Source organism: Pseudomonas bubulae, from assembly GCF_900618535.1.
In the GTDB taxonomy this organism is placed as follows: Bacteria; Pseudomonadota; Gammaproteobacteria; order Pseudomonadales; family Pseudomonadaceae; genus Aquipseudomonas; species Aquipseudomonas bubulae.
In genome coordinates this window covers 432,952-452,587 of the sequence record NZ_UYJA01000004.1, presented here as the reverse complement: position 1 = coordinate 452,587, position 19,636 = coordinate 432,952, and the positions used below count along the sequence as shown (strand labels likewise).

At 58.5% G+C, this 19,636-nt stretch carries 16 protein-coding genes; 15 read left to right on the top strand and 1 reads right to left on the bottom strand.

The window, feature by feature from the left end:
• The first annotated feature begins 206 nt into the window (after positions 1 to 206).
• From PPTH39_RS16670 to PPTH39_RS16635, 8 genes are all read left to right on the top strand, one after another.
• Complete coding sequence (locus tag PPTH39_RS16670) at positions 207 to 983, top strand: gamma-glutamyl-gamma-aminobutyrate hydrolase family protein (RefSeq protein ID WP_130872214.1); 777 nt, start codon at positions 207 to 209, stop codon at positions 981 to 983.
• Positions 984 to 1,019: 36 nt separating this feature from the next.
• The gene (locus PPTH39_RS16665) at positions 1,020 to 2,378 is read left to right on the top strand and encodes a glutamine synthetase family protein (protein ID WP_094999614.1); all 1,359 of its coding nucleotides are present in this window, start codon (positions 1,020 to 1,022) and stop codon (positions 2,376 to 2,378) included.
• A gap of 61 nt (positions 2,379 to 2,439) precedes the next feature.
• Complete coding sequence (locus PPTH39_RS16660; protein ID WP_094999615.1) at positions 2,440 to 3,804, top strand: aspartate aminotransferase family protein; 1,365 nt, start codon at positions 2,440 to 2,442, stop codon at positions 3,802 to 3,804.
• Positions 3,805 to 3,988: 184 nt separating this feature from the next.
• A complete protein-coding gene (locus PPTH39_RS16655; RefSeq protein ID WP_130872213.1) occupies positions 3,989 to 5,101 on the top strand; it encodes a polyamine ABC transporter substrate-binding protein in 1,113 nt (370 codons plus the stop codon).
• Between the two features lie 236 nt (positions 5,102 to 5,337).
• The gene (locus tag PPTH39_RS16650) at positions 5,338 to 6,432 is read left to right on the top strand and encodes a polyamine ABC transporter substrate-binding protein (RefSeq protein WP_094999617.1); all 1,095 of its coding nucleotides are present in this window, start codon (positions 5,338 to 5,340) and stop codon (positions 6,430 to 6,432) included.
• A 69-nt stretch (positions 6,433 to 6,501) separates the two neighbouring features.
• Positions 6,502 to 7,644, top strand: a complete 1,143-nt coding sequence (locus PPTH39_RS16645) for an ABC transporter ATP-binding protein (protein WP_094999618.1) — start codon at positions 6,502 to 6,504, stop codon at positions 7,642 to 7,644.
• Complete coding sequence (locus tag PPTH39_RS16640; RefSeq protein ID WP_029611643.1) at positions 7,641 to 8,561, top strand: ABC transporter permease subunit; 921 nt, start codon at positions 7,641 to 7,643, stop codon at positions 8,559 to 8,561. Before PPTH39_RS16645 ends, PPTH39_RS16640 begins: the two co-directional genes overlap by 4 nt.
• A complete protein-coding gene (locus PPTH39_RS16635; RefSeq protein WP_016782811.1) occupies positions 8,558 to 9,448 on the top strand; it encodes an ABC transporter permease subunit in 891 nt (296 codons plus the stop codon). The genes PPTH39_RS16640 and PPTH39_RS16635 overlap by 4 nt, the downstream gene beginning before the upstream one ends.
• Before the next feature lie 191 nt (positions 9,449 to 9,639).
• Here the strand turns inward: PPTH39_RS16635 and PPTH39_RS16630 are convergent, their stop codons facing one another.
• Entirely contained in the window at positions 9,640 to 10,020 is a 381-nt protein-coding gene (locus PPTH39_RS16630) for a COG4315 family predicted lipoprotein (protein ID WP_094999620.1), read from the bottom strand.
• A 151-nt stretch (positions 10,021 to 10,171) separates the two neighbouring features.
• Here PPTH39_RS16630 and phoB point away from each other — a divergent pair, with 151 nt between their 5' ends.
• The 7 genes from phoB to epsC all read left to right on the top strand — a co-directional run bounded on the left by phoB (position 10,172) and on the right by epsC (position 19,622).
• Positions 10,172 to 10,864, top strand: a complete 693-nt coding sequence (phoB, locus tag PPTH39_RS16625) for a phosphate regulon transcriptional regulator PhoB (RefSeq protein ID WP_094999621.1) — start codon at positions 10,172 to 10,174, stop codon at positions 10,862 to 10,864.
• Between the two features lie 44 nt (positions 10,865 to 10,908).
• Positions 10,909 to 12,231, top strand: a complete 1,323-nt coding sequence (gene phoR, locus PPTH39_RS16620; protein WP_094999622.1) for a phosphate regulon sensor histidine kinase PhoR — start codon at positions 10,909 to 10,911, stop codon at positions 12,229 to 12,231.
• A gap of 99 nt (positions 12,232 to 12,330) precedes the next feature.
• Entirely contained in the window at positions 12,331 to 13,671 is a 1,341-nt protein-coding gene (locus PPTH39_RS16615; RefSeq protein ID WP_094999623.1) for a hemolysin family protein, read from the top strand.
• 207 nt (positions 13,672 to 13,878) lie between these two features.
• Entirely contained in the window at positions 13,879 to 15,186 is a 1,308-nt protein-coding gene (locus PPTH39_RS16610; protein ID WP_094999624.1) for a CitMHS family transporter, read from the top strand.
• Between the two features lie 295 nt (positions 15,187 to 15,481).
• Complete coding sequence (locus PPTH39_RS16605; RefSeq protein ID WP_130872212.1) at positions 15,482 to 17,140, top strand: Na/Pi cotransporter family protein; 1,659 nt, start codon at positions 15,482 to 15,484, stop codon at positions 17,138 to 17,140.
• Between the two features lie 83 nt (positions 17,141 to 17,223).
• The gene (locus tag PPTH39_RS16600) at positions 17,224 to 18,600 is read left to right on the top strand and encodes a M16 family metallopeptidase (protein ID WP_130872211.1); all 1,377 of its coding nucleotides are present in this window, start codon (positions 17,224 to 17,226) and stop codon (positions 18,598 to 18,600) included.
• A 95-nt stretch (positions 18,601 to 18,695) separates the two neighbouring features.
• A complete protein-coding gene (gene epsC / locus PPTH39_RS16595; RefSeq protein ID WP_094999627.1) occupies positions 18,696 to 19,622 on the top strand; it encodes a serine O-acetyltransferase EpsC in 927 nt (308 codons plus the stop codon).
• Positions 19,623 to 19,636 lie beyond the last annotated feature (14 nt).

Sequence of the window (19,636 nt, the reverse complement as noted above, 5' to 3'; positions counted from 1 at the left end):
CGAAGTCAAGCAGCCTCTTTTTTGCCCTGAAAAAGCGCCGGAAGGCCATTTTTGACGCTTTTTGGGGCGTATTTGTTCTGTTTTGACGGGTGGCGCCCGCAGGCTTGAGCGGGCCGTGTTGTATTTTTTACGGGGGTGTTGTGTAAAAAAATGAACAAGGCTAAGCTCGATTCAAACCCATAACAGCAATAATACCGGGGTGTTACATGTCACGCCTGCCGTTAATCGGCGTCACCGCCTGCACCAAGCAGATCGGTTTGCATCCTTATCACATCACTGGCGATAAGTACGTGCGAGCAGTTGCAGTGGCCGCCAAAGGCTTGCCCCTGATCATTCCGTCACTGGCGGAACTGATTGATCCAACCGATATTATTGACGGTCTGGACGGCCTGCTCTTTACCGGGTCGCCTTCCAATATTGAACCCCACTTGTATCACGGCCCCGCCAGCGCACCAGACACGCTGCATGATCCCGAGCGTGATCGCACCACCCTTCCCCTGATTCGTGCTGCATTGGCAGCGGGCGTTCCGGTGCTCGGCATTTGCCGCGGCTTTCAGGAGTTGAATGTAGCTCTGGGTGGCTCACTTCACCAGAAATTGCATGAAGTCGAAGGTTTTATCGAACATCGCGAAGACCCCAGTGCCCCTGTTGAGGTGCAATATGCACCGAGCCACGCCATGCACGTCCAGCCGGGCGGAGTGTTGGCAGCTTTGGGCTTGCCCACTGAGTTCGAGGTCAACTCGATTCATACCCAGGGTATCGATCGCCTGGCCCCCGGTTTACGCGCAGAAGCCCTTGCACCGGACGGTCTGGTCGAAGCCGTGTCGGTCAAAGACGGCAAGGCTTTTGCTTTGGCGGTTCAGTGGCACCCCGAATGGCAGATAAGCTCCAACCCGATTTACCTCGCCATCTTCCAGGCATTTGGAGATGCCTGCAGACGGCGCGCAACACAACGCGACGCAGATGCGTCAGTAAACGCCTGACTTATTCAAGTCAGGACACTCAGCCCAGAGGCATTTATGAGTAACAACCTCGACCAGCTCACCGATTGGTTGAAAGACCACAAGATCACAGAAGTCGAATGCATGATCGCCGACCTTACCGGGATTACTCGCGGCAAGATCTCGCCGACCAACAAGTTCATTGCCGAAAAGGGCATGCGCCTGCCCGAGAGCGTATTGCTGCAAACCGTAACGGGCGACTATGTCGAAGACGACATCTATTACGAACTCCTCGATCCGGCCGACATCGACATGGTCTGCCGTCCCGATCAGAACGCAGTCTTTGTGGTGCCGTGGGCAATTGAGCCAACTGCTCAGGTGATTCACGACACCTACGACAAGCAGGGCAACCCGATCGAGCTGTCGCCGCGCAACGTGCTTAAAAAGGTCCTCAAACTCTACGCCGACCATGGCTGGCAGCCGATCGTGGCGCCGGAGATGGAGTTTTACCTGACCAAGCGCAGTGACGACCCGGATTACCCGTTGCAGCCGCCTGTGGGCCGCTCCGGCCGCCCGGAAACCGGTCGTCAGTCCTTCTCCATTGAAGCGGCCAACGAATTCGACCCGTTGTTCGAAGACGTATACGACTGGTGCGAACTGCAAAAGCTGGATCTGGACACGTTGATCCACGAAGACGGCACGGCGCAGATGGAAATCAACTTCCGTCACGGCGACGCACTGTCCCTGGCCGACCAGATTCTGGTGTTCAAGCGCACCATGCGCGAAGCCGCGCTCAAGCACGATGTCGCCGCCACGTTCATGGCCAAACCCATGACCGGCGAGCCTGGCAGTGCCATGCATTTGCACCAGAGCATCATCGATATCAACACCGGCAAAAACATCTTCTCCAATGAAGATGGAACCATGAGCGACCTGTTCCTGAACCACATCGGCGGGCTGCAGAAGTTCATTCCAGAGCTGTTGCCGCTGTTTGCTCCGAATGTGAACTCGTTCCGCCGTTTCTTGCCTGATACCTCGGCGCCGGTAAACGTGGAGTGGGGCGAGGAGAACCGTACCGTGGGTTTGCGCGTACCGGATGCCGGGCCGCAGAACCGTCGTGTCGAAAACCGCCTGCCGGGCGCCGATGCCAACCCGTACCTGGCCATTGCCGCCAGCCTGCTGTGTGGCTACATCGGCATGGTCGAAGGCATCAACCCGAGTGCGCCGGTAGTGGGCCGTGGGTACGAGCGCCGCAACCTGCGCTTGCCGTTGACCATTGAAGACGCCCTGGAGCGTATGGAAAACAGCAAGACGGTCGAGAAGTACCTGGGCACCAAGTTCATCACCGGCTACGTGGCAGTCAAACGTGCCGAACATGAAAACTTCAAGCGCGTCATCAGTTCGTGGGAGCGGGAATTCCTGCTGTTCGCCGTCTGACACGCTGGAGGGGCGAGCCAGGAAGGCGCCGCCCCTCCTCTACTGACTAAAGGAGAGCCGTATGACCAACAAGAACCCGCAAACCCTCGAATGGCAACAACTGAGCAACGATCACCACCTGGCACCGTTCAGTGACTTCAAACAGTTGAAAGAAGTCGGCCCACGCATCATCACTCACGCCAAGGGCGTGTACCTGTGGGACAGCGAAGGCCACAAGATTCTCGACGGCATGGCCGGCCTGTGGTGTGTTGCCATCGGCTATGGCCGTGACGAGCTGGCTGAAGCGGCCAGCAAGCAAATGCGTGAACTGCCGTACTACAACCTGTTTTTCATGACCGCCCACCCGCCGGTCCTTGAACTGTCAAAAGCCATCGCCGAGATCGCACCTGAAGGCATGAACCATGTGTTCTTCACCGGCTCAGGCTCTGAGGGCAACGACACGATGCTGCGCATGGTTCGCCATTACTGGGCGATCAAGGGCCAGCCGAATAAAAAGACCATCATCAGCCGCAAAAACGGCTACCACGGTTCTACCGTGGCCGGTGCCAGCCTGGGCGGCATGACCTACATGCACGAACAGGGCGATTTGCCGATTCCGGGCATTACCCACATCCCGCAGCCGTACTGGTTCGGAGAAGGGGGCGATATGTCCCCGGAAGAGTTCGGCATCTGGGCGGCCAATCAGCTCGAAGAAAAAATCCTCGAACTGGGCGTCGACACTGTCGGTGCCTTTATTGCCGAGCCGATCCAGGGCGCGGGCGGTGTGATTGTGCCGCCAGCCACCTACTGGCCACGCATCAAGGAAATTCTGGCCAAGTACGACATCCTGTTCGTGGCCGATGAAGTGATTTGTGGTTTTGGTCGCACCGGCGAGTGGTTCGGCAGTGATTTCTACGACCTCAAGCCGGACATGATGACCATCGCCAAGGGCCTGACCTCGGGCTACATCCCGATGGGCGGCCTGATCGTGCGCGACGAAGTGGTGGCGGTGCTGAATGAGGGCGGCGATTTCAACCACGGCTTCACCTACTCGGGTCACCCGGTAGCCGCCGCCGTGGCACTGGAAAACATCCGCATCCTGCGCGAAGAAAAAATTGTCGAGAAGGTGCATGCCGAAACGGCACCGTATTTGCAAAAGCGTCTGCGTGAACTGAACGATCACCCGTTGGTGGGCGAAGTGCGTGGTGTGGGCATGCTGGGTGCCATTGAGCTGGTACAGGACAAAGCCACACGCAAGCGTTACGAAGGCCGTGGTGTCGGCATGATCTGCCGGCAGTTCTGTTTTGATAACGGTCTGATCATGCGTGCCGTGGGTGACACCATGATCATCTCGCCGCCATTGGTGATCAGCAAGGACGAGATCGACGAGCTGGTGACCAAGGCGCGTAAGTGCCTGGATCTGACCTTGGAAACTTTGCAAGGTTAACTGCTAGGCTTTGAGCGCAGGAGAACTGCTGTTTTAAAGCAGGCAATTGCGCTCAGAGCCTTAAGAATCAAGGCTCTTCCCTTGAAAGCCTGCCCCGGATCTTGCCAGACTAGCCGCCGGCTTTAGTCACCTTGAGATCAGGTCGCTGAATCGGTGGTTTAAAAGAACAATTGGAGCATTACAGATGAAGGCATCAGGTTTTAAAAAAGCTGGCAAGACCCTTCTCGCCCTCTCCTTGATGGGTGTGATGGCCGGGGCAGCTCAAGCAGCAGACAAGGTTCTGCACATCTACAACTGGTCCGATTACATCGCACCGGACACGGTTAAAAAATTCGAAGACCAGACCGGTATCAAGGTGGTCTACGACGTGTTCGACAGCAACGAGACCCTTGAGGCCAAGCTGCTGGCGGGCAAGTCCGGCTACGACATCGTCGTGCCTTCCAACAATTTCCTGGCCAAGCAGATCAAGGCCGGGGTTTACCAGGAGCTGGACAAGTCCAAGCTGCCCAACTGGAAAAACCTCGACCCGGCGTTGCTCAAGGCCGTTGGCGATGCCAGCGACAAAGACAACAAACATGCGTTCCCGTACATGTGGGGCACCATCGGCATCGGCTACAACCCGGAGAAGGTCAAGGCCGCGCTGGGCGTGGACACCATCGATTCCTGGGACGTGCTGTTCAAGCCGGAGAACGCTGCCAAGCTTAAAAGCTGCGGCTTAAGCTTCCTCGACTCGCCGACCGAAATGATCCCGGCCGCCCTGCACTACCTGGGCTACCCGACCGATTCGCAAGACAAGAAACAACTGGCTGAAGCCGAAGCGCTGTTCCTGAAGATTCGCCCTTCGGTCGGCTACTTCCATTCCTCCAAGTACATCTCCGACCTGGCCAACGGCAACATCTGCGTGGCCGTGGGTTACTCGGGTGACCTTGAACAGTCCATTTCCCGCGCCAAAGAGGCCGGTGACAAGGTCAAGCTCAAGTACGCGATCCCTAAAGAAGGTGCCGGCAGTTTCTATGACATGGTCGCCATTCCCAAGGATGCCGAGAACGTCGACGCCGCCTATGCCTGGATGAATTATCTGATGCAGCCTGAAGTGATGGCCGAAATCACCAACAGCGTGCGTTTCCCCAACGGTAACAAGGCTGCAACGCCGCTGGTGAATAAAGATATCTCGGGCGACCCGAGCATTTACCCGTCCGATGAAGTGAAGGCCAAGCTCTACGCCATCAGCGATTTGCCGCCGACCACCCTGCGGTTGCTGACGCGCAGCTGGACCAAAATCAAGTCCGGTAAATAACGCCTCGCCCCTTGTAGCCGCTGCCGAAGGCTGCGATTGAGACCGGAGGGCTGAGGCCTTCCGGTTTCACAAAAACCGGCGCAATGGTCGGAAAAACAAGGTGTTAGGGCAATTATTCGCGGAAAACTTTGCTGTGCAGGTTTATCGAGGGTAAGTTGCGCGCCGGTTTTGTCTTTGGCGGTTCGACTGCCGTATGACGCGGGCAACTCAGGCCCAACTATTTAGAGGACCATCACGTGTCTATATCTCTGTTTCGCAAGACCTTGCTGGTCGGAGCTGGTTTGACGCTTGCCGTCAGCGTACAAGCGGCACCCACGGTGCACATTTACAACTGGTCGGACTATATCGCGCCGAACACGCTGGCTGATTTTGAAGCCGCGACCGGCATCAAGCCGATTTATGATGTCTTTGATTCCAACGAAACCCTGGAAGGCAAACTGCTGGCCGGGCGTACCGGTTATGACGTGGTCGTTCCGTCTAACCACTTCCTGGGCAAGCAGATCAAGGCGGGTGCGTTCCAGAAGCTCGACCTTGCGCAGTTGCCGAATTATTCCAACCTCGACCCGGCCCTGCTCAAGCGCCTGCAGGCCAATGACCCGGGCAATCAATATGCCGTGCCTTACCTGTGGGGCACCAACGGCATTGGCTACAACGTCGATAAAGTCAAAGAAGTGCTGGGCGTCGACAGTATCGACTCCTGGGATGCGGTGTTCAAACCCGAGAACATGAAGAAGCTCACCAAGTGCGGCGTGGCTTTCCTGGATTCGGCAGATGAAATGCTGCCTACCGTACTCAACTACCTGGGCCTGGATGCCAACAGCACCAACCCCAAGGACTACAAGAAAGCTGAAGAAGTCCTGATGTCGGTGCGTCCATACGTCACCTACTTCCACTCTTCCAAATACATCTCCGACCTGGCCAACGGCAACATCTGCGTTGCGATTGGTTTTTCCGGTGATGTATTCCAGGCCAAGGCGCGTGCCGAGGATGCAAAAAAAGGCGTGAACATCGCCTATATCGTGCCCAAGGAAGGCGGCGCCCTGTGGTTTGACATGCTGGCCATCCCCAAGGATTCCAGCAACGTCAAGGAGGCCCACACATTCATCAACTACCTGCTCAAGCCTGAAGTGATCGCTCAGGTCAGTGACTATGTCGGTTATGCCAACCCTAACCCGGCGGCCGACAAGGTGATGGATGAGTCCATTCGTACCGACGAAGCGGTTTACCCAACCCAGGCGGTGCTGGACAAGACATACGTCTCAACCGAGCTGCCCCCGAAAATACAGCGTCTGATGACGCGTACGTGGACCAAGGTCAAGACGGGCAAGTAATCTCGCCAGACCACCTATCCAAGGCCCGGCCATCAAGGCCGGGCTGCTAAATTTGTTGGGAGTTACGTAATGGCTGTTGCCTCCGGCGCCTATAAGAAAGCCCTCGAGGGCGACCAGACACCTAAGCAGGTGCTGGTCAAAATCGACCGGGTCACGAAGAAATTCGACGAGACGATTGCCGTGGACGATGTGTCCCTGGAAATCAACAAGGGCGAAATCTTCGCCCTGCTCGGCGGATCGGGATCGGGCAAATCCACTTTGCTGCGCATGCTCGCCGGTTTCGAGCGCCCAACAGAGGGTCGTATCTTCCTTGACGGTGTTGATATCACCGACCTGCCGCCCTATGAGCGGCCGATCAATATGATGTTCCAGTCCTATGCCCTGTTCCCGCATATGACCGTGGCGCAGAACATCGCCTTCGGCCTCAAGCAGGACAAGATGTCGACCGCCGAGATCGATGCCCGCGTGGGCGAGATGCTCAAGCTGGTCCACATGAGCCAGTACGCCAAGCGCAAGCCCCATCAGTTGTCCGGTGGCCAGCGCCAGCGTGTTGCCCTGGCCCGTTCGCTGGCCAAGCGCCCGAAGTTGCTGCTGCTGGATGAGCCAATGGGCGCATTGGACAAAAAACTGCGTTCGCAGATGCAGCTGGAACTGGTTGAGATCATCGAGCGCGTGGGCGTGACCTGCGTGATGGTGACCCACGACCAGGAAGAGGCCATGACCATGGCCCAGCGTATTGCGATCATGCATTTGGGCTGGATTGCCCAGATCGGCAGCCCTATCGACATTTACGAAACCCCGGTCAGCCGCCTGGTGTGTGAATTTATCGGCAACGTCAACCTGTTCGACGGTGAAGTGGTCGATGACGCCGAAGGCTATGCGCGGATCAAGTGCCCGGAGCTGGAGAACGACATCTACGTCGGTCACGGCGTCAGCACCTCGGTGGAAGACAAGCACACCACCTACGCGATTCGCCCGGAAAAAATGCTCGTCACCACCGAAAAGCCGACCTGCGAATACAACTGGTCGCGCGGCAAGGTGCATGACATCGCTTACCTGGGCGGGCACTCGGTGTTCTACGTCGAGCTGCCGAGCGGCAAGCTGGTGCAGTCGTTTGTGGCCAACGCCGAACGCCGTGGCGCCCGCCCGACTTGGGACGACGAAGTCTACGTGTGGTGGGAAGACGACAGCGGCGTGGTATTGCGCTCATGAACATGCGAAAACTCAAACGCCGACTGCAACGAATAACCCCCGGTGGCCGCCATATGGTCATCGGGATTCCATTCCTGTGGCTGTTTTTGTTCTTCATGCTGCCGTTCTTCATCGTCCTGAAGATCAGCTTTGCCGAAGCGGACGTCGCGATTCCGCCGTATACCGAGATCTATAGCTACGTTGACCAGAAAATCCAGGTACTGCTGAACCTGGGCAACTACGCCATGCTCGGCGACGATGAACTGTATATCGCCGCGTATCTGGGCTCCCTGAAGATGGCTTTCTTCAGCACCCTGCTGTGCCTGCTGATCGGTTATCCGATGGCCTATGCCATCGCCAATGCCCGTAAAGAGATGCAGACCGTGCTGGTACTGCTGATCATGATGCCGACCTGGACCGCGATCCTGATCCGCGTCTACGCGTGGATGGGCATTCTCAGCAACAACGGCCTGCTCAATGGCTTCTTGATGTCGATGGGCTGGATCAGTGAACCCCTGCAGATCCTCAACACCAATATCGCGGTGTATATCGGCATTGTGTATTCGTACCTGCCATTCATGATCCTGCCGCTGTATGCCAACCTGGTGAAACACGACACCAGCTTGCTGGAAGCCGCGTCAGACCTGGGGTCGAGCACCTTCAACAGCTTCTGGAAGATCACCGTGCCGCTGTCCAAAAACGGCATTATCGCCGGCTGCATGCTGGTGTTTATCCCGGTGGTGGGCGAGTTCGTGATCCCGGAACTGCTGGGCGGCCCGGAAACCCTGATGATCGGTAAAGTGCTGTGGCAAGAGTTCTTCAACAACCGTGACTGGCCGGTGGCGTCTGCGCTTGCCGTGGTCATGCTGGCGATCCTGATCGTGCCCATCATTCTGTTCAACCGCAGCCAGGCTAAAGAGCTGGAGGGCAAGATATGAATCGCTTCCGTTTTTCTAGCTTTATGTTGGTCGCGGGGTTGTTGTTCATCTACCTGCCGATGCTGATTCTGGTGATCTACTCGTTCAACGCCTCCAAGCTGGTGACGGTGTGGGGCGGCTGGTCGTTGAAGTGGTACGTGGGCCTGCTGGACAACACGCAACTGATGGGTTCGGTGATGCGCTCGCTGGAAATCGCCCTGTACACGGCGATTGCAGCGGTGGCACTGGGTACGTTGGCGGCATTTGTGCTGACGCGTATCAGCCGCTTCAAGGGTCGCACGCTGTTTGGCGGCCTGGTGACGGCGCCGCTGGTCATGCCAGAGGTGATTACCGGTCTGTCGCTGTTGCTGCTGTTCGTGGCGATGGCGCAGATGATTGGCTGGCCGCAAGAACGTGGCCTGGTGACCATCTGGATCGCGCACACGACGTTCTGCTCGGCCTATGTGGCGGTGGTGGTGTCGTCGCGCTTGCGTGAGCTGGATCTGTCGATCGAAGAAGCGGCCATGGACCTGGGCGCCAAGCCGTGGAAGGTGTTCTTTTTGATCACCATTCCCATGATTGCGCCCTCCCTGGCGGCCGGCGCAATGATGTCCTTTGCCCTGTCGCTGGATGACCTGGTACTGGCCAGTTTTGTGTCGGGGCCGGGGTCGACGACCTTGCCGATGGAAGTGTTTTCGGCGGTGCGCCTGGGGGTCAAACCTGAGATCAACGCCGTGGCCAGCCTGATTTTGCTGGCAGTGTCACTGGTTACCTTCATGGTGTGGTTCTTCAGCCGCCGTGCCGAAGAGCATCGCAAAAAGGCGATTCAGCAGGCTATCGATGAGTCTGCGGCGGAATCGTGGAAGCAGCCGGACGTGCGTCGTCCGCAGTCGACCAGCGCGGTTTAAGACAGCGTCATAAAAAACCTCGCCCCCTGTGACAGGGAAGCGAGGTTTTTTTTGCCTGAGATCAAGACCCCTCACCCCAGCCCTCTCCCGGAGGGAGAGGGAGCCGATCTTCAGTGAGGCGGACATCTGCTTTTGCTTTTAGTCCCCTCTCCCATTGGGAGAGGGTCAGGGTGAGGGTTTTTTTGATCTTCCTATGGCTTGGCCACCTTCCACGCCCCGTCCATTTTACCGTCACCGGTCATGTCACCGGCTTTCTTGTCCATCACGAAGGTGTACAGCGGTTTGCCGTCATAGGCCCATTGCATGTGGCCGTCATCGCGCTTGATGGCCGTCCACTTGCCCATGTCCATGGCTGTGCTCTCGGCTGCCAGCGGCGGCCAGTTGGCGGCGCACTTGTCATTGCACATCGATTTGCCGCCCGCATCCTTGGCGAAGGTGTAGAGGGTCATGCCTTTGTGGTCGACCAGCATGCCGTCCTTGGTCATCGCCGGTTCAGCCGCATACGCCAACCCGGGCAAGGTGAAGGCTACGGCCAGCAGCAATGTCTTTAGGGAAAACGAGCTAGATGTCATTGGAATCGTCCTTTTTGTGGTTGTACGATTTGAGACTAAAGCGTAGTTCACGAACCGTTAGCGCGCGCCCATCCCCAAAGCTGTCACACGACTGCAATAATTGCGTTATCTAATGCGCCACAAGACAGTTTAATGACGAGAGGATTACGGCATGGTTGGCAGGAGCATTTTGATCGTTGATGACGAGGCGCCGATCCGCGAGATGATCGCCGTGGCCCTGGAAATGGCGGGCTACGATTGCCTTGAAGCCGATAATGCCCAGGATGCCCATGCCATTATCGTGGACCGTAAACCGGACCTGATCCTGCTCGACTGGATGCTGCCCGGCGGTACGTCGGGCATTGAGCTGGCCCGACGCCTCAAGCGCGAAGAGCTGACCGGCGATATTCCCATCATCATGCTCACGGCCAAGGGTGAAGAGGACAACAAGATCCAGGGCCTGGAAGTGGGCGCGGATGACTACATCACCAAACCATTCTCCCCCCGTGAGCTGGTCGCCCGCCTCAAGGCCGTGCTGCGCCGCGCCGGCCCGGCCGATGCCGAATCGCCCATCGAGATCGGCGGCCTGCTGCTCGACCCCATCAGCCACCGCGTGACCATCGACGGCACCCCTGCCGAAATGGGCCCCACTGAATACCGCCTGCTGCAATTTTTCATGACCCACCAGGAGCGCGCCTACACCCGGGGCCAGTTGCTGGACCAGGTCTGGGGCGGCAACGTGTATGTGGAGGAGCGCACTGTGGACGTGCATATCCGCCGCTTGCGCAAAGCGCTCGGTGAGGCTTACGAAAATCTGGTACAAACCGTGCGTGGTACCGGTTACCGGTTTTCCACCAAGGCCTGATACCGGCTCTCACTGATCCAGCGGCAAGCAAGGACTCGCGCGACGTGAATCAAAACTGGCATGGCACTCTGATCCGTCATTTGTTGCTTTTGGTCACTGGCTGCCTGCTGGTCGGGCTGATCAGTGGCTATTACGGCTGGAGCCTGGCCATTGGCCTAGCGTTCTATCTGGGCTGGACCCTCAAGCAGTTGCTGCGCCTGCACGAGTGGCTGCGCCAGCACAAACCCGACGAAGCACCGCCCGATGGCTACGGTTTGTGGGGCGAGGTGTTCGACAGCATCTACCACCTGCAGCGCCGTGACCAGCGCGTACGCGGGCGACTGCAAGCGGTGATCGATCGCGTGCAAGAGTCTACGGCGGCGCTCAAGGACGCGGTGATCATGCTCGACAGTGACGGCAACCTGGAGTGGTGGAACCTCGCCGCAGAGACCCTGCTGGGTCTCAAGACGCCACAGGACAGCGGCCAGCCAGTGACCAACCTGGTACGCCACCCGCGCTTCAAGGAATACTTCGAGCAAGGTAATTATGGCGAACCGCTGGATATCCCCTCGCCGGTCAACGATCACTTGCGCATCCAGCTCTATATCACCCGCTACGGCAACAACGAACACCTGATGCTGGTGCGCGACGTGACGCGCATTCATCAACTGGAGCAGATGCGCAAAGACTTTATCGCCAACGTGTCCCATGAACTGCGTACGCCGTTGACGGTGATCTGTGGCTATCTTGAAACCCTGCTCGATAACGTCGACGACGTAAACCCGCGCTGGAAGCGCCCCCTGTCGCAAATGCAGCAACAGGGTGAACGCATGCAGACCCTGCTCAACGACCTGCTGTTGCTGGCCAAGCTGGAGGCCACGGATTACCCCTCGGATAACCAGCCGGTGGCCATCGACAGCTTGCTGCGTTCGATCAAGAGCGACGCCCAGGCGTTGTCCGGTCAGCGCAACCAGACGATCACCCTGGACGTGGAAGCCGATTGCGCGCTCAAGGGCAGCGAAGCCGAATTGCGCAGCGCGTTCTCCAACCTGGTGTTCAACGCCGTCAAATACACCCCCGATGGCGGCAGCGTACGCATTCGCTGGTGGGCAGACAGCGCGGGCGCCCACTTGAGCGTGCAGGACTCGGGCGTGGGTATCGACAACAAGCATTTGCCGCGCCTGACGGAACGCTTCTACCGTGTCGACTCCAGCCGCAACGCCAGCACCGGCGGCACCGGGCTGGGCCTGGCGATCGTCAAGCATGTGTTGCTGCGCCACCGCGCGCGGCTGGAGATCAGCAGCGTATTGGGACACGGCAGCACCTTCACCTGCCATTTCGCACCGGGCCAGGTGACAAAACCCCAGCCAAAGACACTTATTGACTAGGCCCTGTAGCCCTTTCCCACTAGGCAAGGGCTACATCAGCCGTTACATTGTTTGGCCATACCTCCCTATCTGTAACGACGGAACCCGTAAAACTCCATCATGGACCCTTCCCCTGGCTTGACCCTCGCGACACTCTTCGCCGACTTCGGCATGATTCTTTTTGCTTTGATCCTGGTTTTGCTCAACGGTTTTTTCGTTGCGGCCGAATTTGCCATGGTCAAATTGCGCTCCACCCGGGTTGAGGCGATAGCCGAAGACAACGGCTGGCGCGGGCAGATCCTGCGCACCGTGCATAACCAGCTCGACGCCTACCTGTCTGCCTGCCAGCTGGGTATCACCCTGGCCTCGCTGGGCCTGGGCTGGGTCGGCGAGCCGGCGTTCGCCCATATCCTGGAGCCGCTGCTGGGCGCCATCGGCGTCTCGTCGCCTGAAGTGATCAAGGGCGTATCGTTCTTTACCGCCTTCTTTATCATTTCCTACCTGCACATCGTGGTCGGTGAGCTGGCGCCCAAGTCCTGGGCCATCCGCAAGCCAGAGACCCTGTCGCTGTGGACCGCCGTGCCGCTGTACCTGTTCTACTGGGCCATGTACCCGGCGATTTACCTGCTCAACGCCAGTGCCAACGCGATTTTGCGTATTGCCGGCCAGGGTGAGCCCGGTGCCCATCACGATCACGCTTACAGCCGTGAAGAACTCAAGCTGATCCTGCACTCCAGCCGTGGCCAGGATCCGAGCGACCAGGGCATGCGCGTGCTGGCTTCTGCCGTGGAAATGGGCGAGCTGGAAGTGGTCGACTGGGCCAACTCCCGCGAAGACCTGGTGACCCTGGATTCCAAGGCGCCGCTCAAGGACATCCTGGCGCTGTTCCGTCGCCACAAATTCAGCCGCTACCCGGTCTATGATGCCGACACCAACACCTTCGTCGGTTTGCTGCACATCAAGGATCTGCTGCTGGAACTGGCCGACCTGGACCACTTGCCCGAAACCTTCAACCTTGAAGAACTGACCCGACCGCTGGAGCGGGTGTCGCGGCATATGCCGCTGAGTCAGTTGCTTGAGCAGTTCCGCAAGGGCGGCGCGCACTTTGCCCTGGTTGAAGAAGCTGACGGCAAGGTGGTGGGCTACCTGACCATGGAGGACGTGCTGGAAGTGCTGGTGGGTGATATCCAGGACGAACACCGCAAGGCCGAGCGCGGCATTCTGTCGTATCAGCCTGGCAAGCTGCTGGTGCGCGGCGACACGCCGTTGTTCAAGATTGAACGCTTGCTGGGTGTGGACCTTGACCACGTTGAAGCCGAAACCGTCGCGGGCCTGATCTACGACACCCTCAAGCGGGTTCCGGCCGAAGAAGAACAACTGGAAGTCGAAGGCCTGCGCATCATCATCAAAAAGATGAAAGGTCCGAAAATCGTCCTGGCCAAAGTCCTCAAGCTGGATTAAATCCCGCTCTTTGTAGCAGCTGCCTCGTTCCTTCGGCAGCTGCTGCAAGGATTTATGCAACTCTCCCTTCTGTAAGAACTTTTGCCAGCGAAAGCTGGCTGAAAGCTTCCCTCTCTAGCATCGAGTCATTACCGGCAACAGACCGGTTGGCCTGCCACGCGTACAACCCGCGGTCAGCGCCTTACTACAACAATAAGGGTGACTTTCATGCTGACCTTCCTTGGCTTTGCCATGGTCATTACATTCATGTACCTGATCATGACCAAGCGTCTTTCCGCCCTGATCGCCCTGATTCTGGTGCCCATCCTGTTTGCCGTTTTCGGCGGTTTTGCCCCGAAAATCGGCCCGATGATGCTCGAAGGCATCACCAAGCTGGCCCCTACCGGGGTGATGCTGATGTTCGCCATCCTCTACTTTGCCCTGATGATCGACTCCGGTCTGTTTGACCCGGCAGTGCGCAAGATCCTCAAGCTGGTCAAGGGTGATCCGCTGAAAATCTCGGTGGGCACGGCGGTGCTGGCGCTGGTGGTGTCCCTGGATGGCGACGGCGCGACCACCTACATGATTTGCGTGGCGGCCATGCTGCCGCTCTACAGCCGTATCGGGATGAGCCCGCGGATCATGGCCGGCCTGATCATCCTGGCCGGCGGCGTGATGAACATGACGCCCTGGGGCGGCCCGACAGCACGGGCGGCCAGTGCGCTGCACGTCGATCCTTCGGATATTTTTGTACCGATGATCCCGGCAATGCTCGCCGGCTGCGCAGCGATCCTGGTCATCGCCTGGTTCTACGGCAAGCGCGAGCGTGCGCGTCTGGGCGAATTGCACCTGCACGGCGATGAAGTCGACCACAGCGAAATCAGCGTGTCGCAGTATCCGGATGCACGTCGACCTAAACTGATCTGGTTCAACGGTGCATTGACCCTGGCGCTGATGATCGCGCTGATTGCCGGCCTGCTGCCTCTGCCCGTGTTGTTTATGGTCGCGTTCAGTATCGCGATGATCGTCAACTATCCTTGCCTGCAACAGCAAAAAGACCGCGTAGCGGCCCATGCTGGCAGTGTCCTGGCAGTGGTTGGGCTGATTTTTGCCGCGGGTATCTTCACTGGCATCCTGTCGGGCACCGGGATGGTCGATGCCATGTCCAAAAGCCTGTTGGCCGTGATTCCGCCTGCGCTCGGGCCGTATCTGGCGGTGATCACCGCGCTGGTGAGCATGCCCTTCACCTTCTTCATGTCCAACGATGCGTTCTACTACGGGGTACTGCCTGTATTGGCCGAAGCGGCCAGCCACTACGGCATCACTGCCGCCGAAATGGCCCGTGCCTCAATTGTCGGCCAGCCAGTGCATTTGCTCAGCCCACTGGTGCCCTCGACCTACCTGCTGGTAGCCCTGGCCGGTATCGAGTTTGGCGATCACCAGCGTTTCACCCTCAAGTGGGCGATTCTGGTGTGCCTGTGCATCATGGTCGCCGCGCTGCTGCTGGGCACATTCCCGCTGTTCAGTACGCTGTAACACAGCAATCGCGTAGCAGCTGCCGAGGAACGTAGGCTGCGTTCGAGCGCGAAGCGGTCGTAAAGTCTGAGCCTATGGTGTGCCTGACACACCGCAATCGCCGATTTTACGACTGCTGCGCAGCCGGACGCAGCCTTCGTTCCTCGGCAGTTGCTACGAGGTATTAATCTTTCAACCCTGCCCCTGCTATGCGATGCTGGCGCTCTGCTCAATTGCCGACTACATCTTAAGAAACATCTGTAGGAACGGCCCGCAGCTATCTGATCCTTAGACACATCTACCACAGGGAGCCAGCATGCTGACCCTGCTCAATCTGCTTTCCGCCGTGGCCTTGCTCATCTGGGGCACGCATATCGTCCGAACCGGCATCTTGCGGGTCTACGGTACCAACCTGCGCCATGTCATCGGGCAAAACGTCTCCAGGCGCATGTTTGCCTTTGTCGCGGGGATCGTGGTTACCGCCATGGTGCAAAGCAGCAACGCCACGGCCATGCTGGTCACCTCCTTTGTCGGCCAGGGGCTGATGGCGCTCACTCCCGCGCTGGCCACCATGCTCGGTGCCGATGTCGGTACGGCCTTGATGGCGCGGGTGCTGACCTTCGACCTGTCGTGGCTGTCGCCGCTGTTGATTTTTCTGGGTGTGATTTTCTTTTTGACCCGCAAGCAAACCCGTGCCGGGCAACTGGGGCGGGTGGGCATTGGCCTGGGCTTGATCATCCTGGCGTTGCAATTGATTGTCGAAGCCGCCACACCCATCACCCATGCTCAAGGCGTGAAGGTGATTTTTGCTTCTTTGACCGGCGATATTCTGCTCGATGCCCTGGTTGGCGCCCTGTTCGCCATGGTGTCTTACTCAAGCCTGGCGGCCGTGCTGCTGACCGCCACATTGGCGGGCGCGGGGGTTATCAGCCTGCATGTGGCCATCGGCCTGGTGATTGGCGCCAATATCGGCAGCGGCATACTGGCGTTTCTCAGTACCAATATGCAGAACGCAGCGGGCCGGCAGGTGGCATTGGGCAGCCTGCTGTACAAGCTGATCGGCCTGTTGTTGATCATGCCCGTGCTCGACCCGCTGGTGGCCTGGATGGACAGCCTGAGCTATAGCGCCCAGGAGTTGGTGATCGGCTTCCATCTGCTCTACAACACCGCCCGCTGTTTCTTGATGTTGCCGACAGTAGGCCTGATGGCGCGCATTTGCGCCTGGCTGCTGCCTGAGCGCGAGCAAACCAACGGTGTCGCCAAACCGCGCCACCTGGACCCCGCCGCCCTCGATACACCGAGCCTGGCGCTAGCCAATGCGGTGCGCGAAACCCTGCGTATTGGCGACCTGATCGACACCATGTTGGTCAATATGTTCGACGTTCTACGCGGCAAGCAAACGGCTATCACCGCGGAAATGCGCACGTTGAGCGATGAAGTCGAAGTGCTCTACAGCGCGGTAAAACTCTATCTGGCACAAATGCCTCGGGAGGATTTAAGCGAGCAGGACAGTCGGCGCTGGGCTGAAATCATCGAACTGGCGATCAACCTCAAACTTGCCAGTGATGTAATCGAACGCATGCTGCGCAAAGTCCAGCAGCAGAAAACCTCCCAGCGCCGGTCATTTTCAGAAACAGGGCTGGAGGAGCTGGTGGGCCTGCAAACCCAGTTGATCGATAATTTGCGTCTTGGGCTGACGGTGTTTCTCAATTCCGACCCGCAGAACGCCCGCCAATTGCTGCGTGAAAAACGCCGCTTTCGCGCCCAGGAGCGGCGTTTGGCCCACGCTCACGTAAGTCGCTTGCAGCGTAAAGTCACACAAAGTATCGAGACCAGTTCTATGCATCTGGAGCTGATCGCGGACATGAAACGCCTTAACTCGTTGTTTTGCGGCAGCGCCTACGTGGTGCTGGAGACCTCTGAAACCGGGGCCCTGGAGCTGGATGACGCAGCCGACACGCAACATTCGCCTTGAACGTTGTACGTCGGGCTGTTGTCAGCCGTTATGCAGCGACTAAGCTGCACGGGCTCAAGGATTCGAGAATTCAGGGATTTTTTATGCGTTGCCTGCTGTTTATCTGCTTGCTGCTTGGCGCTGCCCAAGGCTTTGCCCTGGATCGCTACAGCGTTGAGGGCTATCAACTGCCCAATGGTCTGCAACTGATCCTCAAACCCAACAACGATCGCGATCATGTGGCTATTCGGCTGGTGGTGGGGGTGGGTATGGATGACTTTTCCTGCGCCGATCAGCAATTGCCCCATCTGCTGGAACATTTGCTCTTCAGCGGCATCGACGACACCGGTGAAGGGGGGCTGGAGGAGCGCATGCAAGCGTTGGGGGGCGAATGGAACGCTTTTACCAGCAGCGCCGATACCACCTTTGTGATCGAGGCCCCGGCAAAAAATCAGCGCAAGATTCTCGACCTGCTGCTGGGGTTGCTGACCCGCACCCAGCTGACCGAACAACGTATCAGCGACGCCAAACAGGTGGTCGAGCGCGAAGACGGCGGCCATTATTCGCACTTGCAGCGCTGGCTGGACCGTCAGGATCTGGGCCACAGCGCCAGCAACCAGCTGGCTGTCGAATTGGGCCTGAAGTGCGCCGAGCGGGCCGAAGTGCATGACCTTACCCGCCAGCAACTAGAGGCTGTACGCCAGAAGTGGTACGCGCCCAACAACATGACGCTGATTATCGTCGGCGACCTTGACCGTTTCTTGCCAGCTTATCTCGAGCGAGCCTACGGTGCCCTCGAGCCGGTTGACCCCAGCGAGCACCGTCCCCTGGCCGCCATCGATGCCAAGGCCGACGCAGAGCGCGAGCTGGTGCGCGGTGTGGTGGGCGATACGGCAACCCTGCACTGGTTGCTGCCCGAACCGGTTATCGAAGGGCAATCCGATGAAACCTGGACCCTGCTGCGCGATTATCTGGAGTGGGCGCTGTACAGCGAACTGCGGCTCAACCACGGCTTGTCTTACGGCCCCTGGGCTGAGCGCGAGGTGTTTGGCGGCGTGAGTTTTCTGAGTCTGAATGCGGATCTTGAACGCGAGAACGTGCCCAGGGCCCGTGAGGTGATGCAGCAACTCACGTCACGGCTGCTCAAGGACGGGCTGGATCCGCAGGTGTTTGCCCGACTCAAGCAAACGGCCATTTCCCGTCAGGCGTGGACGGTGCAAGGCAGCAGTGCGCTGGCTGATTACTACTGGGCCTCGCTGGGAGACTACGATGAAGGCCGTTTTGCCGACCCTGCCCGGCAGTTGCAGGCCATTAACCTGGAGCAGGCAAATGCCGCACTGCGCGAGTTATTTGCCGAGCCCGGGTACATTCGCATCGAAAAGCCGCTATTCAGCTATCACGGCTTGAGCATGGCCATTTTGGGCGGGTTGCTACTGTTGATCAGCGCCGCGGTGGGTTGGCGCCTCTGGCGCCGGCGTTAAGGCTTGATTGCCGGAGTCGCAAACGTTTTGATACCGTAAAATCATTGCCTATTCGCGGCTGGTTGATCCAGCCGCCAGCGTGCGGAGTATTCATCGTGAGTGATCGTTCCAATCCTTGGCAATTGCAGGCCATCGTCTGCCAACTGCGCGCGGCGCGAAACCAGTGGCGTACGCAAAACGGCCGCGTCAGTGGCGAACAGGGCGGTCGCGAGCTGCCGTCGCGTGCTGCAATGGCCGATATTCTTGAAGCTCTTTGCGGTGCTTTGTTTCCGATGCGTTTGGGCCCGGTGGACCTGCGTGAAGAGAGCGAAGATTTCTACGTGGGCCACACCCTGGACGTAGCCCTCAATGCGTTGCTGACCCAGGCCCGGCTGGAGTTGCGTTATGTCGCGCGTCAGGGCGGGTTGCCGGATGAGGGAGTGGATGCGACGGCGACCTTGCTGATTCAGGACTTCGCCCTGGCATTGCCGGGTTTGCGCAGCATTCTCGATACTGACGTGCTGGCCGCTTACCACGGTGACCCGGCGGCGCGCAGCGTCGATGAAGTGCTGCTGTGCTACCCGGGAATTCTGGCGGTGATTCATCACCGGTTGGCGCACCACCTGTACCGTGCCGGGCTACCGTTGCTGGCGCGGATCAGCGCAGAAATCGCCCATTCGGCCACGGGGATCGACATTCACCCCGGCGCGCAGATTGGCCGCAGTTTCTTTATCGATCACGGTACGGGTGTGGTGATTGGTGAAACCGCGATTATCGGCGAGCGTGTGCGGATTTATCAGGCGGTGACGTTGGGGGCCAAGCGGTTCCCGGCGGATGAGTCGGGCCAGCTGCAAAAAGGCCATCCACGCCATCCGATCGTTGAGGATGATGTGGTGATTTATGCGGGAGCGACGATTTTGGGGCGTATCACCATTGGTCAGGGTTCGACCATTGGTGGCAACGTATGGTTGACCCGCAGCGTACCGGCAGGCAGCAACTTGACCCAGGCCAACCTGCTGCATGATGACGGGACGCAGAAGTAATACTGTGTAAGCCT

Excerpts from the sequence above, each read along its gene's own strand:
- PPTH39_RS16605 (WP_130872212.1), top strand. The coding sequence starts at position 15,482 with ATGCTGACCCTGCTCAATCTGCTTTCCGCCGTGGCCTTGCTCATCTGG.
- PPTH39_RS16660 (WP_094999615.1), top strand. The coding sequence starts at position 2,440 with ATGACCAACAAGAACCCGCAAACCCTCGAATGGCAACAACTGAGCAAC.
- PPTH39_RS16600 (WP_130872211.1), top strand. The coding sequence starts at position 17,224 with ATGCGTTGCCTGCTGTTTATCTGCTTGCTGCTTGGCGCTGCCCAAGGC.
- PPTH39_RS16635 (WP_016782811.1), top strand. The coding sequence starts at position 8,558 with ATGAATCGCTTCCGTTTTTCTAGCTTTATGTTGGTCGCGGGGTTGTTG.
- PPTH39_RS16610 (WP_094999624.1), top strand. The coding sequence starts at position 13,879 with ATGCTGACCTTCCTTGGCTTTGCCATGGTCATTACATTCATGTACCTG.
- PPTH39_RS16640 (WP_029611643.1), top strand. The coding sequence starts at position 7,641 with ATGAACATGCGAAAACTCAAACGCCGACTGCAACGAATAACCCCCGGT.
- PPTH39_RS16615 (WP_094999623.1), top strand. The coding sequence starts at position 12,331 with ATGGACCCTTCCCCTGGCTTGACCCTCGCGACACTCTTCGCCGACTTC.
- PPTH39_RS16665 (WP_094999614.1), top strand. The coding sequence starts at position 1,020 with ATGAGTAACAACCTCGACCAGCTCACCGATTGGTTGAAAGACCACAAG.
- PPTH39_RS16645 (WP_094999618.1), top strand. The coding sequence starts at position 6,502 with ATGGCTGTTGCCTCCGGCGCCTATAAGAAAGCCCTCGAGGGCGACCAG.
- phoB (WP_094999621.1), top strand. The coding sequence starts at position 10,172 with ATGGTTGGCAGGAGCATTTTGATCGTTGATGACGAGGCGCCGATCCGC.
- PPTH39_RS16630 (WP_094999620.1), bottom strand. The coding sequence starts at position 10,020 with ATGACATCTAGCTCGTTTTCCCTAAAGACATTGCTGCTGGCCGTAGCC.
- PPTH39_RS16670 (WP_130872214.1), top strand. The coding sequence starts at position 207 with ATGTCACGCCTGCCGTTAATCGGCGTCACCGCCTGCACCAAGCAGATC.
- PPTH39_RS16655 (WP_130872213.1), top strand. The coding sequence starts at position 3,989 with ATGAAGGCATCAGGTTTTAAAAAAGCTGGCAAGACCCTTCTCGCCCTC.